At 65.3% G+C, this 17,961-nt stretch carries 19 protein-coding genes; 13 read left to right on the top strand and 6 right to left on the bottom strand.

Annotated elements, in window-relative coordinates:
• Positions 1-9: 9 nt before the first annotated feature.
• Positions 10-438 carry a universal stress protein gene (locus ACKTEK_RS00300; protein ID WP_409163248.1) on the top strand — a complete coding sequence of 143 codons (429 nt, stop codon included), beginning with the start codon at positions 10-12 and terminating at the stop codon, positions 436-438.
• Positions 439-450: 12 nt separating this feature from the next.
• Here ACKTEK_RS00300 and waaF read toward each other — a convergent pair whose 3' ends face one another.
• The 3 genes from waaF to waaC are packed head-to-tail and all read right to left on the bottom strand — an operon-like array spanning position 451 to position 3,470.
• Positions 451-1,449 carry a lipopolysaccharide heptosyltransferase II gene (gene waaF, locus ACKTEK_RS00295; protein WP_409163247.1) on the bottom strand — a complete coding sequence of 333 codons (999 nt, stop codon included), beginning with the start codon at positions 1,447-1,449 and terminating at the stop codon, positions 451-453.
• 5 nt (positions 1,450-1,454) lie between these two features.
• Positions 1,455-2,408 carry an ADP-glyceromanno-heptose 6-epimerase gene (rfaD, locus tag ACKTEK_RS00290; RefSeq protein ID WP_409163246.1) on the bottom strand — a complete coding sequence of 318 codons (954 nt, stop codon included), beginning with the start codon at positions 2,406-2,408 and terminating at the stop codon, positions 1,455-1,457.
• 21 nt (positions 2,409-2,429) lie between these two features.
• Positions 2,430-3,470, bottom strand: coding sequence for a lipopolysaccharide heptosyltransferase I (gene waaC, locus ACKTEK_RS00285; protein WP_409163245.1), 1,041 nt, complete (start codon positions 3,468-3,470; stop codon positions 2,430-2,432).
• Between the two features lie 195 nt (positions 3,471-3,665).
• Between waaC and rfaE1 the strand changes: the two genes are divergently transcribed.
• The 9 genes from rfaE1 to ACKTEK_RS00240 all read left to right on the top strand — a co-directional run bounded on the left by rfaE1 (position 3,666) and on the right by ACKTEK_RS00240 (position 12,082).
• Positions 3,666-5,132 (top strand): D-glycero-beta-D-manno-heptose-7-phosphate kinase, encoded by a 1,467-nt coding sequence (rfaE1, locus tag ACKTEK_RS00280; protein ID WP_409163244.1) that lies wholly within the window; start codon positions 3,666-3,668, stop codon positions 5,130-5,132.
• A gap of 66 nt (positions 5,133-5,198) precedes the next feature.
• Complete coding sequence (locus ACKTEK_RS00275; protein ID WP_409163243.1) at positions 5,199-6,176, top strand: DUF808 domain-containing protein; 978 nt, start codon at positions 5,199-5,201, stop codon at positions 6,174-6,176.
• Between the two features lie 82 nt (positions 6,177-6,258).
• On the top strand, positions 6,259-7,368 hold the full coding sequence (locus ACKTEK_RS00270; protein ID WP_409163242.1) for an S-(hydroxymethyl)glutathione dehydrogenase/class III alcohol dehydrogenase: 1,110 nt from the start codon (positions 6,259-6,261) through the stop codon (positions 7,366-7,368).
• Entirely contained in the window at positions 7,368-7,781 is a 414-nt protein-coding gene (locus tag ACKTEK_RS00265) for a hypothetical protein (RefSeq protein WP_409163241.1), read from the top strand. Before ACKTEK_RS00270 ends, ACKTEK_RS00265 begins: the two co-directional genes overlap by 1 nt.
• 202 nt (positions 7,782-7,983) lie before the next feature.
• Positions 7,984-8,397, top strand: a complete 414-nt coding sequence (locus ACKTEK_RS00260) for a universal stress protein (protein WP_409163240.1) — start codon at positions 7,984-7,986, stop codon at positions 8,395-8,397.
• A 52-nt stretch (positions 8,398-8,449) separates the two neighbouring features.
• Positions 8,450-10,093 carry a BCCT family transporter gene (locus ACKTEK_RS00255; RefSeq protein WP_409163239.1) on the top strand — a complete coding sequence of 548 codons (1,644 nt, stop codon included), beginning with the start codon at positions 8,450-8,452 and terminating at the stop codon, positions 10,091-10,093.
• Positions 10,094-10,171: 78 nt separating this feature from the next.
• Positions 10,172-10,615, top strand: a complete 444-nt coding sequence (locus ACKTEK_RS00250) for a YaiI/YqxD family protein (protein ID WP_409163238.1) — start codon at positions 10,172-10,174, stop codon at positions 10,613-10,615.
• Between the two features lie 40 nt (positions 10,616-10,655).
• A complete protein-coding gene (fghA, locus tag ACKTEK_RS00245; protein ID WP_409163237.1) occupies positions 10,656-11,501 on the top strand; it encodes an S-formylglutathione hydrolase in 846 nt (281 codons plus the stop codon).
• Positions 11,498-12,082 carry a pyridoxamine 5'-phosphate oxidase family protein gene (locus ACKTEK_RS00240; RefSeq protein ID WP_409163236.1) on the top strand — a complete coding sequence of 195 codons (585 nt, stop codon included), beginning with the start codon at positions 11,498-11,500 and terminating at the stop codon, positions 12,080-12,082. Before fghA ends, ACKTEK_RS00240 begins: the two co-directional genes overlap by 4 nt.
• A gap of 19 nt (positions 12,083-12,101) precedes the next feature.
• Here the strand turns inward: ACKTEK_RS00240 and ACKTEK_RS00235 are convergent, their stop codons facing one another.
• Positions 12,102-13,301, bottom strand: coding sequence for a CaiB/BaiF CoA transferase family protein (locus ACKTEK_RS00235; protein WP_409163235.1), 1,200 nt, complete (start codon positions 13,299-13,301; stop codon positions 12,102-12,104).
• 184 nt (positions 13,302-13,485) lie between these two features.
• Here ACKTEK_RS00235 and ACKTEK_RS00230 point away from each other — a divergent pair, with 184 nt between their 5' ends.
• The 3 genes from ACKTEK_RS00230 (at position 13,486) to ACKTEK_RS00220 (ending at position 15,651) form a co-directional block, all read left to right on the top strand.
• A complete protein-coding gene (locus ACKTEK_RS00230; protein WP_409163234.1) occupies positions 13,486-14,220 on the top strand; it encodes a pentapeptide repeat-containing protein in 735 nt (244 codons plus the stop codon).
• 83 nt (positions 14,221-14,303) lie between these two features.
• Complete coding sequence (locus ACKTEK_RS00225; protein WP_409163233.1) at positions 14,304-15,374, top strand: YihY/virulence factor BrkB family protein; 1,071 nt, start codon at positions 14,304-14,306, stop codon at positions 15,372-15,374.
• The gene (locus ACKTEK_RS00220) at positions 15,361-15,651 is read left to right on the top strand and encodes a hypothetical protein (protein WP_409163232.1); all 291 of its coding nucleotides are present in this window, start codon (positions 15,361-15,363) and stop codon (positions 15,649-15,651) included. The genes ACKTEK_RS00225 and ACKTEK_RS00220 overlap by 14 nt, the downstream gene beginning before the upstream one ends.
• Positions 15,652-15,708: 57 nt before the next feature.
• Here ACKTEK_RS00220 and ACKTEK_RS00215 read toward each other — a convergent pair whose 3' ends face one another.
• The gene (locus ACKTEK_RS00215) at positions 15,709-16,797 is read right to left on the bottom strand and encodes a WD40 repeat domain-containing protein (protein WP_409163231.1); all 1,089 of its coding nucleotides are present in this window, start codon (positions 16,795-16,797) and stop codon (positions 15,709-15,711) included.
• Entirely contained in the window at positions 16,794-17,864 is a 1,071-nt protein-coding gene (locus tag ACKTEK_RS00210; protein ID WP_409163230.1) for a CobW family GTP-binding protein, read from the bottom strand. Before ACKTEK_RS00210 ends, ACKTEK_RS00215 begins: the two co-directional genes overlap by 4 nt.
• Positions 17,865-17,961: the final 97 nt, after the last annotated feature.

The raw sequence follows: 17,961 nt of genomic DNA, 5'->3' as shown, positions 1-17,961 counted from the left end.
ACCGGACCCATGTACCAGCGAATCCTGCTTCCCATCGACCTTGCACAGGACAGCTCCTGGACCAAGGCCGCACCCGTGGCCGTGGCGCTGGCGGAATCGTCGTCCGCCGAACTGCACGTGATGACGGTCATCCCCGACATGGGGATGTCCATCGTCGGCAGCTACATGCCCAAGGAGGCCGAAGCGCAGGCCATCGAGGACGCCAAGGTCAGGCTGAAGGCGTTCCTGGACGAAAACGCGCCGGACAACCTCGTCGTGAAGGGCCACGTGGCCAAGGGCACCGTGTACCAGGAGATCATCAAGGCCGCCGAAGCGCTCGGCTGCGACCTGATCGTGATCGCCTCGCACCGCCCCGAACTGCAGGACTACCTTCTCGGGCCGAATGCGGCGCGCGTCGTGCGCCACGCCACCCAGTCGGTCCACGTCGTCCGCAACTAGGCGGATCGCACGCTACAGCCCGCCGGCGTCCTCCAGGGCGGCTAGCACGTCTGCCGGTTCGATCCGGTCCATGGCGGGCTCGCGGCCTGCCGGCCTGTCGGCAACGATGCGCGCTGCCGGAGAGAGCGGCGGGTTGACCTTCTCGCTCGTCGGCCCGTAGAGGGCGACCGTCGGCTTGCGCATGGCGGAGGCCACGTGCATCAGGCCGGAATCGTTGCTGACGATGCCTGCGCTCATGCCGATCAGGTCGATGGCCTGCACGAGGCTGGTGCGCCCGGCGAAGACCTGCACGTCCGCATTGCTGCCGACGATTTCCGCGATTCTCTCGCAATCCTCGCGGTCGCGCGCTGAGCCCAGCAGCCAGACGGGCCGCCCCGTTTTGCCGACCTCGCTGGCCAGCGTCGCGAAATGCTCCACCGGCCACTGCTTGATGGGGCCGGCCTCGGCTCCCGGACACATTGTGACGGGAGAGGCGTCATCGGAAATCGAGAACGCATCGCGCGCCTTGGCCTCGCTTGCCATGTCGCGTTCGATCTTCGGGGCTTCCTCGGCGCGCATTTCCGGTTCGCTCGGGTCGGCAAGGCCGACGAACTCATCCACCGTGCGCGGCTTGTGCGCGCCGTCATGGGCAACTGCGCGGCGCGGCACGATGTCGTTCAGCAGCCAAAAGCGCATCTCGCCGCGATAGCCGATGCGGCGCGGCACACCGGCAAAAAACGGCACCAGCGCGGACTTCCACGAGCGCGGCATGACGAAGGATGCGTCGAAGGCCATCGGCCGCAGCGCCTTGCCAAGCATCCGGCGCGCGCCGAACCCGAAGCTGCCATGCGGCACGTCCAGCACGTAGGCGCGCGTCACTTCCGGCATGCGGGCGGTGAGCGGGATCGACCATTCCGGCCCGACCACGTGGATCTCGGCGTCCGGGTCCATGCGCACGATGCGCCGGAACAGCGTCTGCGCCATGACCATGTCGCCGACCCAGGACGGCGCGATCACCAGAACCCGGCTCATGGCGGCTACCTGTTCGCCCCGTGCAGCACGTCGAGATAATCGCGCACGCCCTGCTCGACGGGGCGGAATTCGACGTCACATCCGGCTTCGCGCAGGCGCGTCAGGTCCGCCTGCGTGAAGGCCTGGTAGGCGCCCTTCAGGTGTTCGGGGAAGGCGACATACTCGATTGCGCCGCGACCGTGCCAGCCGGTGACGGCATTGGCGATATCGTTGAATTCCTGCGCGCGGCCGGTGCCGCAATTGAAGATGCCGCTGACTTTCGGGTTGTCCATGAACCACAGGTTCACGGCGGCGACGTCATCGACATGGACGAAGTCGCGCAGCTGCCCGCCATCGGCGTAGCCGTGCGAGCCCTCGAACAGCTTCACCGTGTCGGTCTCGGCAAGCTGCCGGTCGAGGTGGAAGGCGACGGACGCCATCGACCCCTTGTGCTGCTCGCGCGGGCCGTAGACGTTGAAATAGCGCAAGCCCACAATCTGCGATGTGACGCCCGCCTGCATTCGCTTGCGCACGTGGGCATCGAACAGGGCCTTGGAGTAGCCGTAGACGTTGATCGGCTTCTCGCCGCCGGGCGTCTCCGAAAAGGCGGTCTCCGCACCGTAGACGGCGGCCGACGAGGCATAGATGAACTGGGTTCCGTGGCGCAGCGCCCAGGCCAGCAGGTCGCGCGAGAACTCGAAATTCGTGTCCATCATGTAGCGGCCGTTCCACTCGGTGGTGTCCGAGCAGGCGCCCTGATGGAAGACGATTTCAGCGGAAAGCCCCGCGTCATCGCGGCGGATCAGATCGCGAAAGGCATCCTTGTCCATGTAGTCGGTGATGTCGAGATCGGCGAGGTTCTCGAACTTGTGGCCGTCGGTCAGGTCGTCGACGACGAGAATATCGCCGATCCCCCGCGCGTTGAGTGCGCGCACGATGTTGGAACCGATGAATCCGGCGCCGCCGGTCACGATGATCATGGCTGAAAAGATGCCTTTCGCTCAGGTCGCAGCGAGTGCGTATTCCACGGCGCGCAGCACGTCCTGCCGCTTGATCGCGTCCATGCAGCAGCGCCCGTCGGGGGTCAAGTCGCAGGTTCGCTTGTAGCACGGCGCGGCAGGCCCCTTCGAGACAATGGTGCGGAAGGTGTCGCCGATGGGGCCAGTGCGCACCGGGTCCGTCGGCCCGATCAGGAAGACGCCGGGGCGGTTGAGCGCGACACCGAGATGCGTCAGGCCGGAATCAACCCCCAGCACGAAGCGCGATTTCGCCAGCACTCCCGCAAGTTCATGCAGGGAGAGCGGCGGCAGCACGTAGGCGCGCTCAAGACCATCGATGATGGTCTGGGCGGTTTCGAGTTCTTCCGCGCTGCCGGCGGGCACCACCAGCGGCACGCCGCGCGCGTCGATCATTTCCGCAACCTTGCGCCATTCCGCCGGCGACCAGGTCTTCGTGTGCCAGGCGCTGCCATGAAGGATCATCGCGGGCGGCTTGGTGATCCCGAGCTTGGCGAGGGCGGAGCGCCCGATGGACGCGATGTTGCGCACCTTCAGGCCGTGGTCGAGCGGCAGTTTTTCGAGATCGTAGCCGAGCGCGTCGGCAAAGAGCTTCCGCGTGCGGGTTGCCGCGTGCTGCATGACGGAAATGTCGAATTCGTCGCGATAGGCGACCGCCGCCAGCTTCTCGCGGGCGTGGTCGCGGCCATAACCTGCGACGCGGGCACCGGCGAGCTTTGCCACGAGCGCACTTTTCATCAGGCCCTGCGCGTCGATGACGAGGTCGTAGCGGCCCTTCAGCTTGCCGCGCAGTTCCTTCAGGTGGGCCAGTTGCGCGCGCCATCCGGCCTTCTTCAGTGCGCGAAGCCGCACCGGGAAAATCTCGCCGACAGCCGGGTGAAGCGCTGCCAGCGGGGCGAAGGCTTCCTCCACGACCCAGTCCACTTTCGCGCCGGGAACCGCGCGCGCAAGGTCGGTCAAGGCGGGATAGGTGTGAACCACATCGCCCAGCGAGGACAGTTTGACGAGGAGAATTCGCTTCGACATTCAGGAACGGACCTGCCCTCCCGAAGGAGGCACGCACCACGCGCGCCAATCGACAGGGCGTGGCCGGTGATTAAGGGTCGCGGCGCGCCACGGCAAGCCCGGTGGTGGCGGAATCGGTTGAGCCGCGCGCCCGGTTGTGGGAAGAACCGAGCCGGTTGGGCCGCCACCACGGCCAGGCGTCTTCAAGGTTTGCGGATGATCCAGCGCGCTTCGAACCCGAACGATCTGTCGGCGGCCATCGACCGGCTGGACACCGTCCATGTCTGCGTGGTCGGCGACGTGATGCTCGACCGGTTTGTGCATGGCGGCGTGGCACGCATCTCGCCGGAGGCCCCGGTGCCGGTCGTGGCGGAAGCCCATGTCCACGAAATGCCGGGCGGCGCGGCCAATGTCGCCATGAACCTGCTCGCTTACGGTGCGCGCGCAACATTGATCGGCGTCTGCGGCGCCGGCCCGGACGGCGAAACGCTGATCGCGCGCTGTGCCGCCGAACCGGGACTGGAAGCCCGCCTCGTGCGCGAGGAGGACCGCCGCACCACGGTGAAGACGCGGATCGTCGTGCAGAACCAGCAGATGATCCGCCTCGATTCTGAAACCGCCGCGCCCGTCAGCGCCGCGACGGCTGAACAGATCATCGCAGATGCACGCAAGATCATTCCCGGCTGCGGCGCGCTGATCCTCTCCGACTATGCCAAGGGCGTGCTGACGCCGGATATCTGCAAGGAACTCAGCCAGATCGCGGCGGAGGCCGGGGTGCCGGTTCTCGTCGACCCGAAGCGGCAGGACCTCGACGCCTATTCCAGCGTGCATATGGTCTCGCCAAACCTGCGCGAGCTGGCCGAGATCACCGGCATCAACGTGCGCTCCGACGCGGATGCCGCGCGCGCCTGCGACCTGCTGCTCGACCGTTTCCCCGGTGTTGCAAGCGTGCTGGCGACACGCGGCGAAGCGGGCATGACGCTGGTGGAACGCGGCGGCGAGCCGCTGCACGTGCCGGCCATGGCGCGCTCTGTCTTCGATGTGTCGGGCGCAGGCGACACGGTGATCGCCACCGTTGCCGCGGGTCTTGCGACCGGGCTTTCGCTGGCGGACGCCGTGCGGCTCGGCAACGCGGCGGCCGGCATCGCGGTGGGCAAGGCCGGCACCAGCACCGTCAGCCGCGAGGAACTTCGCCACGGCGTCGGCATCGACGCACCGCATCGCCCGGTCAGCCGCGAGCAGGCTGCCGCCATCGCGGGCGGGTGGCGCGAGGCCGGCAAGACGGTCGGCTTCACCAATGGCTGTTTCGACCTGCTGCATGCGGGCCACCTGCACGGGCTGGAATATGCGCGCAGCCGCTGCGACGTGCTGATCGTCGGCGTGAATGCCGATGCTTCCGTCAAGCGGCTCAAGGGCGAGAGCCGCCCGGTGCAGGACGAAGCCTCGCGCGCAAGGCTTCTCGCATCGCTGCGTTTCTGCGATCTTGTCGTGATCTTTGACGAAGATACCCCGCAGGAGCTGATCGCGGCGGTGCAGCCGGACGTGCTGTTCAAGGGCGCGGACTACGAGGGCAAGCCGGTCGTCGGGCGCGACGTGGTGGAGGCGCGCGGTGGGCGCGTGGAACTCGTGCCGCTGCTGGACGGGCACTCGACCACCAACCTGGTGAACCGGCTGCGCGGCTGAGCGGATGGAACGCTTCTGCCCGAAACTGATTGTTCCTGTGACGCTCTCAACGGAAAGACACCCGACATGACCGGACTTCTCGCCCTGCTGGACGATGTTGCTGCCATTGCCCGCGTGGCCGCGGCTTCCGTGGACGACGTCTTCGGACAGGCGGTGAAGGCATCGACCAAGGCAGCGGGTGCGGTGATCGACGATGCCGCCGTGACGCCGAAATACGTGCACGGCTTCTCCGCCGACCGCGAGCTGCCCATTGTCTGGAAGATCGCCAAGGGCTCGCTCTTCAACAAGCTGGTCATCCTGCTGCCGATCGCGCTGCTGCTGTCGGTCTTCGCGCCGTGGCTGATCGCGCCGCTGCTGATGCTGGGCGGTGCGTATCTTTGCTTTGAAGGCGCGGAGAAGGTCTTCCACGCCATCAACCCCGCCGACCACACGGTGGAAGAGGTCTACAAGGAAAAGCTGAAGGACGCGCACCTTGAGGAATCCAAGGTGCAGGGCGCAATCAAGACCGACTTCATCCTCTCCGCCGAGATCATGACCATCACGCTCGCCGCCCTGCCGCCCGACATGGGGCTGGCGATGACGGCCGCCTCGCTGGCGATTGCCGGCGTCATCATCACCATCGCTGTCTACGGCGCGGTCGCGCTGATCGTGAAGGCCGACGACGTTGGCATCCGCATGGCCGCTGCCGGCAACGCCGCCATCACCCGCCATATCGGGTCTTGGATCGTGAAGGGCATGCCGTGGGTGATGAAGATCCTCGTCGTCGTCGGCACCGCCGCGATGATCTGGGTCGGGGGTTCGATCATCGTGCATGGCGCGGACGAGTTGGGCTTCCATGCGCCCTACGACGTGATCCATTCGATCGCGGTGAACGCCGCGCAGGCAGTGCCGCCGTCGCTGGAAGGCTTCGTCGAGTGGTTCGTGACCGCAGCGCTCGACGGCGTCATCGGGCTGGTGCTCGGCCTGCTGCTCATCCCCATCGTCACCAAGGTCATCCTGCCGATTGCATCGATCTTCACGGGCAAGCAGGCCGCTCATTCCTGATTGGGCCTTTTCATTGCGCACCAATCGCGTTTAGCCTGCCGCTTCGTTTTTGAATACGCATGCCCGGGAGGCCAGACGACCCATGGAAACACGCGCCGCCGTTGCCGTCCAAGCCGGCAAGCCGCTTGAGGTCACGACCGTCAAACTGGACGGTCCGCGCGAAGGCGAGGTCCTGGTCGAGATCAAGGCGACCGGCATCTGCCATACCGACGAGTTCACCAAGTCCGGCGCGGACCCGGAAGGCATCTTCCCGGCGATCCTGGGCCATGAAGGCGCGGGCGTCGTCGTCGAGGTCGGTCCCGGCGTCACCAGCCTGAAGAAGGGCGACCACGTCATTCCGCTCTACACGCCGGAATGCCGCGAGTGCGACTACTGCACCTCGGGCAAGACGAACCTGTGCCAGAAGATCCGCACCACGCAGGGTCAGGGCGTCATGCCGGACGGCACGTCGCGCTTTTCGGCCGGCGGCGAGAAGATCTTCCACTACATGGGCACCTCGACCTTCGCCAATCACACGGTCGTACCGGAGATCGCGCTCGCCAAGGTTCGCGAGGACGCCCCATTCGACAAGATCTGCTACATCGGCTGCGGCGTGACGACGGGCATCGGCGCGGTCATCAACACGGCCAAGGTCCAGCCGGGCGACAACGTCGTCATCTTCGGTCTCGGCGGCATCGGTCTCAACGTCATCCAGGGCGCGCGGATCGCCGGTGCCGACATGATCGTCGGCGTCGACCTGAACCCGGCGCGCAAGGAGATCGCCGAGAAGTTCGGCATGACGCATTTCGTCAATCCCAGCGAAGTCGAGGGCGACCTCGTCCCCTATCTCGTCGACCTGACGAAGGGCGGCGCGGACTATTCCTTCGAGTGCATCGGCAACGTGAAGGTCATGCGCGATGCGCTGGAGTGCTGCCACAAGGGCTGGGGCACCTCGATCATAATCGGCGTGGCGCCGGCTGGCGCGGAAATCTCCACCCGCCCGTTTCAGCTCGTGACGGGGCGCAACTGGCGCGGCACCGCCTTCGGCGGCGCGAAGGGGCGCACGGACGTGCCGAAGATCGTCGACTGGTACATGGACGGGAAGATCAACATCGACGACCTGATCACCCACAAGATGCCGCTGGACAAGATCAACGACGCCTTCGACCTGATGCACGAGGGCAAGTCGATCCGCTCGGTCGTGGAGTTTTGATGCGCACATCCGCGATCACGACACTTGTCGCTGCCGCCGCCGGTTTCGTGCTGACGATCGGGGCTGCTCTTGCAAACCCCGAGGGCACGTACCGTGTCGAGGGCACCAACCCGGATGACGGCAACGAATATGCCGGCACCGTCGAAGTCACCCGGACCGGAAATACCTACAAGATCGTGTGGGATGTCGGCAGAACGCGCTACGAAGGCACGGGCGTTGGTGCCGTCTTCGAGGACGGCGCGCTGCTGGTCGGGGAGGCTCAGGACAACGATGTCGTCCTGTCCGTCGCCTATGTGGCAGGCAACACCTACGGCACGACGATCTACGTGCTGCAGCCGAACGGCACATGGGTTGGTTCCTGGACCTATGGCGGCGGCGAAGACATCGGCTACGAGACCTGGACACGGAACTAGGTCGACTGGAAGGGGGCCGGGCGCAGCGGGATATGCGTATCCCGCACGCCGATGCTGTCGCATTCAGCATACACCGCGTCGTGTGACGCGAATGGAGCGCGTCACTTTGACGCGTACCATGCCCATACCGGCCCCCAAGGCACGCTGAGCCCTCGTGGCCGGCGACGTGCGTAGCAGCGCACGCAACAATGGGAGGCAACTCATGTATTCGAAAATCATGGTCCCGGTGGACCTTGCCCATGTCGAAAAGCTCGACAAGGCGCTGAAAACCGCCGGCGACCTCGCCAAGCAGTACGCCGCCGAGATCTGCTATGTCGGCGTCACGTCGACGGCACCGGGTTCGGTGGCACACAACCCGGAAGAGTTCGGCCAGCGGCTGGAGGCGTTCGCACGCGAGCAGGCCAGCGGCCACGGCAAGACGGCTTCGACGCACACCATCGTCAGCCACGATCCGGCCGTCGATCTCGACGCAAAGCTTCTCGAAGCCGTCGAGTTGACCGGGGCAGATCTCGTCGTCATGGGCTCTCACGTGCCGGGCGCGCTGGAGCACATGTTCAGTTCCAATGCCGGCCATGTCGCCAGCCACGCGAAGGTTTCCGTCTTCGTCGTGCGCTGAGCACCGCGCGCCAAGCGCGGACCTGAACTAATAACGGGGGAGAAATTTCAAAATGAGCGATTCAACAGAGGGAAGCCCGGGCATTCCGACGCCCGAAGGGCCATCCGAGGTGATCACCACCGATTACGAGATCGGCCAGGACAACATCACGACTCAGGTCGGGCCGTTCGGCCTCGACATCCACAACCCGGTCTTCCTGATCTCCGGGCTGAGCATAATGGCCTTCGTGTTTTACGCGCTGGCGCTGCCGGAACAGGCGGAGTCCTTCTTCGGCTGGCTGCGGCCCGCCCTGACCTCGACCTTCGACTGGTTCTTTCTGGGGGCTGCGAACATCTTCGTGCTGTTCTGCCTCTTCCTGATCGTCAGCCCGTGGGGCGGCATCCGGCTTGGCGGCGCGCACGCAACGCCCGACTACGGCTATGTCGGCTGGTTCGCGATGCTGTTCGCAGCCGGCATGGGCATCGGCCTGATGTTCTTCGGCGTTCTGGAACCGGTCTACCACATGGCCATTTCCGAACCGCTCGGGGTGCCATCACCCTTTGCCGAGGACGGCACGATCATCGCTGAAAACGTGGAAGCGGCCCGTCAGATGGGCCTTGCAGCCACCATTTACCACTGGGGTCTGCACCCGTGGGCGATCTACGCCATTGTTGCCCTGGCGCTGGCGCTGTTCACCTACAACAAGGGTCTGCCGCTGACGATCCGCTCCGCCTTCTACCCGATCTTCGGGGAGCGCGTGTGGGGCTGGACCGGCCACATCATCGATACGCTGGCCGTGTTCGCCACGCTCTTCGGCCTCGCCACGTCGCTGGGCTTCGGCGCACAGCAGGCGAATGCCGGCCTTGAGCACATCTTCGGCATTCCCAACAACGTCACCGTCCAGGTGATACTGATCACCGTCATCACGGCCATCGCACTCATCTCGGTGGTGCGTGGTCTCGATGGCGGCGTGAAGGTGCTGTCGGAAATCAATATGGTGATCGCCGCCCTGCTGCTGCTGTTCGTGTTCATCGCGGCAGGCCCCGGCAACATCCTCGGCGACTTCATAAACGGCATGGTCGGCTACGTGGTGGACCTCGTTCCGCTGTCCAACCCGATCGGGCGTGAAGACACCGGCTACATGCAGGGCTGGACCGCGTTCTACTGGGCGTGGTGGATTTCCTGGTCGCCGTTCGTCGGCATGTTCATCGCCCGCGTCAGCCGTGGCCGCACGGTCCGTGAGTTCATCATCTGCGTGCTTCTCATCCCGTCCGCGGTCTGCGTGCTGTGGATGGCGACCTTCGGCGGCGCGGCCATCGACCAGGTGCTGACCGACCCGGTGAACTCCGCCGTCAAGGCGCAGGTGATCGATGCCTACAACCCGCCAATCTCGCTGTTCGCGATGCTCGAGGGGCTGCCCCTTTCGGCCATCACGTCCACCATCGGCATCGTGCTGGTCATCGTGTTCTTCGTGACCTCGTCGGACTCCGGTTCTCTGGTCATCGACACGATCACCGCCGGCGGCAAGATCGACGCCCCGGTCCCGCAGCGCGTGTTCTGGTGCACCTTCGAAGGCGCGGTCGCCATCGTGCTGTTGATCGGCGGCGGCCTGACCTCGCTGCAAGCCATGGTGATTTCAACCGGCCTGCCATTCACGGCGGTGCTGTTGTTGATGTGCTGGGCGATCCTGAAGGGGCTGATGTCCGAGCCACGTTGACGCGGACACCCACATTCACGACAAAGGAAACGGCGGTCCCAGTGGCCGCCGTTTTCGCATCCGGACGCCGCGCACCACATGACCACGATCTACATCGATGCCGATGCCTGCCCGGTGAAGGAGGAGGCGATCCTCGTTGCCGGGCGAAACGGTGCGGACGTGCTGGTCGTCTCCAATGGCGGCATCCGCCCCTATCGCGACGACCACGTGAAGATGATCTACGTGCCGGACGGGCTGGACGTTGCCGATGACTGGATCGCGGAACGCATCGGGCCCGGCGACATTTGCATCACCACGGACATTCCGCTGGCGAGCCGCTGCGTGAAGGCGGGCGGCCTCGTGCTGAAGCCCAACGGCGAGGCGCTGACCGATGCCAATATCGGCGCGGTGCTGGCGACGCGAAACCTGATGACGGACCTGCGCGAACAGGGCGCGGTACAAAGCCGGCACGCGTCGTTCGGCGCGCGCGAGCGGTCGAATTTCAAACAGGCGCTGGAGCGCGTGTTGCGTCAGCTTCGCTGATCGGCAACCCTGCGGGGCAAGGACAATCAAGGAGAACGAGATGGCGGCAGAACTGGAAACCGTGTCGGAGTGGACGTCGCATGGCGGCACGCAAAAGGTCATCAAGCATCCGTCGGATGCCTGCGCCTGCGACATGACGTTCTCGGTGTTCCTGCCGCCGCAGGCCAAGGACGGCCCCTGCCCGGTGCTCTTTTACCTCTCCGGGCTGACCTGCACCCACGCCAACGTCACCGAAAAGGGCGAATTCCGGGCCGCCGCCGCCGAGCACGGCATCATCATCGTGTGTCCGGACACCAGCCCGCGCGGCGAGACCGTGGCCGACGAGGATGTCTACTATTTCGGCTCCGGCGCTGGGTTTTACGTCGATGCGACGCAGGACCCTTACGCGGCTAACTACAACATGGCGCGCTACGTGACCGAGGAACTGCCCAGTATCATCGCGGCGAACTTCCCGGCGGAAATGGACCGGCAGTCGATCTTCGGTCATTCCATGGGCGGGCACGGCGCACTGGTGCTGAGCCTGCGCAATCCCGGCCGCTATCGCTCGGTCTCCGCCTTCGCGCCGATCTGCCACCCCTCCGTCGCCGAGTGGGGGCGCAACGCCTTCACCAAGTATCTCGGTGACGACGAAAGCGCGTGGCGCAAGTGGGACAGCGTCTCGCTGATCGAGGACGGCGCGAAGCTCGACGAGATCCTCGTCGACCAGGGCAATGCGGACGAATTCCTCGCCTCCGGCCTGCGTCCGTGGTTGCTGGAGGAGGCCTGCGACAAGGCGGGCATCCAGCTCACCCTGCGGATGCAGGATGGCTACGACCACTCCTACTATTTCATCTCCAGCTTCATGGCCGACCACATCGGCTGGCATGCGGACCGCCTGAAAAAATGAGCGGCGGCGTTCCCGAAACGCTGGAAGAGGTCCACGCCTATATCTGGATGCTGCTGGGCGCGGGCGTGCGCGACCGCAAGAGCGCGTTCCATGCGCCGACGCTTGCCACAGTCGATGCCGATGGTCGTCCGCAGGCGCGCACCGTCATCCTGCGCGAGGCGGACATGGACGCGCGCCACCTGCGCTTCAACACCGACACGCGCGCGCCCAAGCACGCGCAGATGTTCGATGGCGGCCCAGTTGCGCTGCACGTCTACGACCCGGACGCGAAAATTCAGGTGCGGTTCCACGGGCGGGTTCGGTTGCACGCAGGCGACCAGCGCGCACGTGACGTGTGGGACGCGATGAAATCCATGTCGCGGGAATGCTACCGGCAGGGCTGCCCACCGGGCACGCCGCTCGACAGCGTCGAAGATGTGCCGCGCGACACGCTGGATGACCTTCAGGGCTTCGCCAACATGGCGGTCGCGGACGTCACCATCGAGCGCATCGACTGGCTGTACCTTCGCCACGAGGGACACATGCGCGCGGGCTTCGACCTCACGGCGGAGCCTGTTGCGATGACCTGGCTCGCACCCTAACGCCGGAATATCAGCCGACTTATTTCGGTTCTATCGCAGCGCCTGCCGAAACGAGCGCTTCGATCTGCGTCGCGTCCAGGCCGGCCTCGGCGAGTATCTCGCGGGTGTGCTGGCCAAGCAGCGGCGCGGGGCGGCGCGGGGTGTCGGCTGCATCGGAAAACTTCACCGGCATGCCGAGCGTCTGCATCCTGCCGGCCTTGGGATGATCGAGTTCCGGCACCATGTCTCGAGCGACCGCCTGCGGATCGTTCTGCATCTCGGTGATCGTGTAGACGGGACCGGCGGGCATGCCGCCGCCTTCCATCACGTCGAGCCATTCCTGTGTCGAGCGCTTGCACAGGATCGCGTCCAGTTCGGCGGCGAGCGCCTCGCGGTTGGCCATGCGGTCCGCGTTGGTCACGTAGCGCGGGTCCTCGGCGAGATGCTCGGCATCGATGAGCTTTACGAAGCGTTCCCAGTTGGACTGGTTCGCCGCGCCGATATTGATCCAGCCGTCCGACGTGCGGAACGCCTGGTACGGCGCATTGAGCGGGTGGGCCGAACCCATCGGCTGCGGATTGATGCCGGTCGCGAACGCAATCGCCGACTGCCAGTAGGTCTGGGTGATGGCGGCCTCGAAGAGCGAGGTATCCACGCACTGCCCCTCACCGGTCTTCAGCTTGTGGGCATAGGCGGCAGCCGTACCCATGGCGGCGAGAATGCCGGCGGTGATGTCGGAGATGGGGGCGGCCACCTTCACCGGGGGCTGTCCCGGCCCGACGCCGGTGCACGACATCAGTCCCGACATGCCCTGCGCGATGAGATCGAACCCGCCACGGTCGGCGTAAGGCCCGGTGCGCCCGAAGCCCGACAGGCTCGTGTAGATGATGCCGGGATTGGTCTTGCGCACCTCTTCGTAGCCGATGCCCAGACGCTCCATCGTGCCCTTTCGGAAATTCTCGATGACGACGTCGGCATCCTTCAAGAGGTTCTTCAGCGCCTGCAGCGCCTCGGGCTGCTTCAGGTCGAGCGAGATGCCGCGCTTGTTGCGGTTCATCATCATGTAGGCGGCGCTTTCGCCGTTGATCTCAGGCGGCACGGTGCGGCGCGTGTCGTCTCCGTTGGGACGTTCCACCTTGATGACGTCAGCGCCCATGTCGGCGAGCATCAGCCCGCAGACCGGCCCTGCCATGATGTGCGTGAGTTCGATGACCCGGCATCCCTCCAGCGGTCGCGCCATTGTCGTTTCTCCCCGTCTTTTTTGCGTTCGAAGTTTTCGCGACAATACACCAGCGCCGCGCGATGCCGAGCGAAACAGGCATGCAAATGTGCAGACCGGGTTCACGTTCGATGTTCCCCGCGACGCCTGCTTGCTCTAACCTTTCATCAAATCGAGCCACATGGCTCCCAGGGAGCACTTCGCCATGATCCGCCTTTTCGCCGTGTCCACCTTGCTGACCGCCCTCGCCGTCCTCCCTGCGCAGGCAGGCTGCGGCGACCGCGCCAAGCCTGGGGTCGACTGGTCTGGCTGCGAAAAGAAGCTGATCGTGATCTCAGGCTCCGACCTGACCGGTGCACGGCTGACGGATGCCAACCTGACCAGCACGGACATCTCCGGCTCCAAGCTGGTCGACGCGGTGCTCGACGGCGCGAATGTGACGTACACATCGTTGCGGGGGGCGGACCTTTCCAACGTCTCCATGCACAAGACGTTCGGCGTGCGGACGAACTTCGCCGGGGCAAAGGTAACGGACGCCGACCTCGGCTACGCGGAATTCTATCGCCCCAACTTCGAGGGCGCGGACCTCACCGGCACGGATCTGTCGCGGGCCGGCCTGCCGCGCAGCAACTTCAAGGGCGCGGTCCTCGTCAACGCCAACATGGCGAAGTCCGATGCGATCCGCGCCGACTTTACCGGCGCGAACCTTTCAGGCGCCGACCTCAGCTATGCGATCGTGGCACGCGCCACCTTCGACGGCGCGACCCTTGCGGGGTCGAACTGGGAAGGTGCCTATCTGTACCGTGCGGAATTGTCCGGTATCGACCTTTCAGGCGTGAAGGGCCTCACCACGCAGCAGGTTGCACTGGCCTGCGGCGACGGCGGCACGCAGCTTCCCATGGGCGTCGAAGCCCCGGCACAGTGGTTCTGCGAGGACTGATCTCGCAGGACACGGGAACTCGCGCCACGCGCTCACGTTGACCGAAAAGATGCGCGCCGCGTCCTGCGGTGCGCGACCCGAGGGTGGCTCCCATCACCGACGACACCGGCAAGAGCGACACGGAAGGCGAACCGGAAACGGCGGAAGAACCGCCGCCCACCCAGTCGATTCCGGATGGGCACGGTCGCTACGCGCGCAGGCCGCTGGACATCCCGTTCTCGGGTTGGCGCGATATCGCGTGGCGGCTCTACCAGTATTCCACCGAGCACAATCTCAGCCTGACGGCAGCCGGCGTCACCTTCTACGCGATGCTAGCGCTGCTGCCCTCCATGGTCGCATTCGTGTCCATCTACGGGCTGATGACGGACGTCTCATCGATCCCGGGACAACTCGATACGCTGATCGGCATCGTGCCCGGCCCGGCACTGGACCTGATGCGCGAGGAAATGACACGCATCGCGCTGGCCGAGCGCGACGCCCTGAGCGTGTCGTTTGCCGTGTCACTCGCCATTTCACTGTGGAGCGTGCGTAACGCGGTGGTGGCGATGATCCAGGCGATGAACATTGCCTATGGCGAACAGGAGGCACGACCTTTCCTGCATCAGCTCGTCATCTCGCTGCTGTTTGCGGTGGGTGCGGTGCTGTTCGGGATACTGGCGGTCAACGTGGTCGTCATCGCGCCGGTCATCCTGCGATTCCTGACGCTCGGCACCATCCAGTATGTGAGCGGCATCACCATCCCGCTGGTCATGGCGCTGCTGTTCAATGTCGCCGCTTCGATGCTCTACCGCTACGGGCCGAACCGGAAGCCGGCGAAGATCAAGTGGATCACGTCCGGCTCGCTGGCCGCGACCCTGATCTGGATTGCAGGTTCGGCGGCCTTCGCCTTCTACCTGGCGAACTGGGGCGACTACAACGCCACCTATGGCTCGCTCGGGGCGGTCATTGGGTTGATGATGTGGCTCTACATCACCGCACTCGCCATCGTGGTGGGCGCGGAAATCAACGCGGCAATCGAGCACCAGACCAGCATCGACTCGACCGTTGGTCGCGAACGGCCCATGGGCCAGCGCGGCGCCTATGTTGCGGACACGATCGGCCGCAGCCTCGACAAGGACGAGAACGCATCCAAGGATGCCCATGCCTCCGCCTGAAGAATCAGTTCAGCCGCTGTTCCTCGTCTATGTGCGTGATGCCACTGCCATCCCCGACGACTTCGACCCGCATGGCGATGCGCACCGGGTGGCACAGGGCGTCTATCTCGTGCGCAGCCCGCTGAGCCGTTCGAAGCTCTATCACCGCATCAAGTGGCAGCTGAGCGCCGGCGCCGGGCTTCTCGTCGCGCCACTGGCGGACGATCCGAAATTCAAGGGAATGGATGAAGGCGCGCTGGCATGGTTGCGGGCGGGTGCGCACACGCCACCGGCCTGAGGCGCGCATTCGCGGAGGCGCTGTTGCGCCCCCGCCAGTTTTCGATGCGTCGATCCTTCAGGACACCGCGAGATCGCGCACGCTCATCAGTTCGACGTCGCCACCGCGGGTTCCCGCTGCAAGCACCATCCCGTCTTCCGCCCACGCCAGCGATGAGATTTCCGACCCGTCGGCGGTGCGTGCAAACATCGCCTCGCCCTTCGCCAGTCCACCGACCAGCACGGTACCGACGGTGTAGCCACCGGCAACGAGCGGGCGCACCGGGTTGGCCGCGACCTGCGTGACGCGACCGGTATAGACGTAGCCGATCTCGACCGGCGGCAGGCGGCCTGGCCCGACATCGCCGAAGGGCCAGGCGGTGATGACGTCCGCACCGGAACAGGCAAGTTTCACCGGTCCCTGGTCGGGCATGGTCCAGACCATGGAATGCGTCTTGGCCGGGTAGCCGCCGAGCCGGTAGTCCTTCTCGGTGACGAGATCCCAGACGTGGAGTTCGCGCTCCTGCGTCGCCGACACGATGAAGCGCCCGTCAGGCGACCACGTCACGCCTATGTGGGAACCTTTCCATTTCAGCACTTCGCCATCGCCGGACCCGTCCAGCGGCCACAGCGTGATGCCATCGTAATGTGCGACCGCGATGCGCTGCCCGTCGGGCGAGAACGCAACGCCCGATGCCGAGCTTGGATGGGTGTCGAAATGGAAATCGGCCATGTCCGGCCCGCTGCCGTCCGGCAGGACGTGAACCGCCTTGCGAGCGATGCAGGCGATGCGCCCGGTGGCGGCCGAACGGGTCAGCCCGTGCAGCCATTGGCCTGCCACCTGCAGCACCGTTTCGCTCTTGCCGGCATCAAGGTCGTGCCGTATCAGGCAACTGTCCTGCGCCGTGGTGAAGACGGTCCCTGCGTAGCCGACCATGCCAGTTACGGCGGCGCGGTGGCCCACCAGATCCGAGCCCGGTTCGCCGTCCGTGTCGAACGAAACCAGCTGGCCGTTGCCCAGCCCGGCGACGAAGCCGGCCTGCCCATCGCCATGTGAGACCGGCCGCAGCATGGTGATGTTGGCGGCAAGCTTGAGACGGGCCGCAGAGATGCCCTCGGGCACCGTTGTTGTCCCGTGATCGACCTCCGCGATCGCCATCATGTTCATGCCGCCGCCTTTGCTGCCGTGCAGCCGGCAAAGGCATGCTGCAGCGCTGCTTCATCCAGGTTGCGCCCGATGAAGACGAGCCGGCTGACGGGGACCGGTTCCTGCCACGGCACGCCCCACTCGGAATCCATCACCATGTGGACGCCCTGGAAAACGTAGCGGCGGTCATCGCCGGCAATCTTCAGGATGCCCTTGGAGCGGAAGATGTCGGTGCCGCGCTCGCGGATAAGGGTGCGCATCCATTCCGAGAAGCGCCGCCCGTCGATGGGTTCGTGAGCGGTGAGCGAGACCGAGGTTATCGTGTCGTCGTGCTCGTGGTCTTCCGGGTCTTCTTCGAGGAAGCCCGGCTCAACCGACAGCAGGCGCTGGAGGTCGAAGGACCCCTGGTCGAGGATGGCAGCCAGCTCCACGCCAGAATTGACCGTGCGATGGACCTTGGCGTGCGGATTGATCTGGCGAATCTTTTTTTCGACCGCGTCCGCGCCATCCTCACCGACGAGGTCGACCTTGTTGAGAATGATGGTATCGGCGAAGGCGACCTGCTCCTCGGCTTCGTGCTGCTCGTCCACCTTGCCGAGGAAATGCTTGGCATCGACCACGGTCACGACGGTGTCCAGCGTGACGCGGTCGCGCAGGTCGTCATCGACGAAGAATGTCTGCACCACGGGGCCGGGATCGGCGAGGCCGGTCGTCTCGATGAGAATGCCGTCAAAGGCTTCGGCGCGGTCCATCAGCCCTGCGAGAATGCGGATCAGATCGCCGCGCACGGTGCAGCAGATGCAGCCGTTGTTCATCTCGAAGATTTCTTCCTCGGCATCGAGCACCAGTTCGTTGTCGATGCCTTCTTCGCCGAACTCGTTGACGACCACGGCGTAGCGCCGGCCATGGTTCTCGGTGAGGATGCGGTTGAGAAGCGTCGTCTTGCCCGCCCCCAGGTAGCCGGTGAGGATCGTAACCGGGGTCTTGCCACCGGCAGCGGTCTTCGCGCTCGCCTGGGCTGCATCGTTGCAAACCGGGTCGGCGCAGCTGGTGGTCTCGCCCAGCGTCTGGCTCTGTGTTTCGCTCATTTGCACGCGCTCCTGGAAGATCGGTTTATCCAGCGGAATGGCCCGCCGCCTGAAGGCGGATGCAGCCGCACCCCGAATGGATCGAGGCGCGGCCGGA

It is taken from the genome of Tepidamorphus sp. 3E244, assembly GCF_046159835.1.
Classification (GTDB): domain Bacteria; phylum Pseudomonadota; class Alphaproteobacteria; order Rhizobiales; family Tepidamorphaceae; genus JACKJK01.
The sequence above is the reverse complement of the archived record's forward strand: the minus strand, read 5'-3'. Positions and strand labels throughout refer to the sequence as shown.

What these genes read in the sequence shown, in the direction of transcription:
- ACKTEK_RS00300 (WP_409163248.1), top strand. Translation starts at nt 10, where the DNA reads ATGTACCAGCGAATCCTGCTTCCCATCGACCTTGCACAGGACAGCTCC.
- waaF (WP_409163247.1), bottom strand. Translation starts at nt 1,449, where the DNA reads ATGAGCCGGGTTCTGGTGATCGCGCCGTCCTGGGTCGGCGACATGGTC.
- rfaD (WP_409163246.1), bottom strand. Translation starts at nt 2,408, where the DNA reads ATGATCATCGTGACCGGCGGCGCCGGATTCATCGGTTCCAACATCGTG.
- waaC (WP_409163245.1), bottom strand. Translation starts at nt 3,470, where the DNA reads ATGTCGAAGCGAATTCTCCTCGTCAAACTGTCCTCGCTGGGCGATGTG.
- rfaE1 (WP_409163244.1), top strand. Translation starts at nt 3,666, where the DNA reads ATGATCCAGCGCGCTTCGAACCCGAACGATCTGTCGGCGGCCATCGAC.
- ACKTEK_RS00275 (WP_409163243.1), top strand. Translation starts at nt 5,199, where the DNA reads ATGACCGGACTTCTCGCCCTGCTGGACGATGTTGCTGCCATTGCCCGC.
- ACKTEK_RS00270 (WP_409163242.1), top strand. Translation starts at nt 6,259, where the DNA reads ATGGAAACACGCGCCGCCGTTGCCGTCCAAGCCGGCAAGCCGCTTGAG.
- ACKTEK_RS00265 (WP_409163241.1), top strand. Translation starts at nt 7,368, where the DNA reads ATGCGCACATCCGCGATCACGACACTTGTCGCTGCCGCCGCCGGTTTC.
- ACKTEK_RS00260 (WP_409163240.1), top strand. Translation starts at nt 7,984, where the DNA reads ATGTATTCGAAAATCATGGTCCCGGTGGACCTTGCCCATGTCGAAAAG.
- ACKTEK_RS00255 (WP_409163239.1), top strand. Translation starts at nt 8,450, where the DNA reads ATGAGCGATTCAACAGAGGGAAGCCCGGGCATTCCGACGCCCGAAGGG.
- ACKTEK_RS00250 (WP_409163238.1), top strand. Translation starts at nt 10,172, where the DNA reads ATGACCACGATCTACATCGATGCCGATGCCTGCCCGGTGAAGGAGGAG.
- fghA (WP_409163237.1), top strand. Translation starts at nt 10,656, where the DNA reads ATGGCGGCAGAACTGGAAACCGTGTCGGAGTGGACGTCGCATGGCGGC.
- ACKTEK_RS00240 (WP_409163236.1), top strand. Translation starts at nt 11,498, where the DNA reads ATGAGCGGCGGCGTTCCCGAAACGCTGGAAGAGGTCCACGCCTATATC.
- ACKTEK_RS00235 (WP_409163235.1), bottom strand. Translation starts at nt 13,301, where the DNA reads ATGGCGCGACCGCTGGAGGGATGCCGGGTCATCGAACTCACGCACATC.
- ACKTEK_RS00230 (WP_409163234.1), top strand. Translation starts at nt 13,486, where the DNA reads ATGATCCGCCTTTTCGCCGTGTCCACCTTGCTGACCGCCCTCGCCGTC.
- ACKTEK_RS00220 (WP_409163232.1), top strand. Translation starts at nt 15,361, where the DNA reads ATGCCTCCGCCTGAAGAATCAGTTCAGCCGCTGTTCCTCGTCTATGTG.
- ACKTEK_RS00215 (WP_409163231.1), bottom strand. Translation starts at nt 16,797, where the DNA reads ATGAACATGATGGCGATCGCGGAGGTCGATCACGGGACAACAACGGTG.
- ACKTEK_RS00210 (WP_409163230.1), bottom strand. Translation starts at nt 17,864, where the DNA reads ATGAGCGAAACACAGAGCCAGACGCTGGGCGAGACCACCAGCTGCGCC.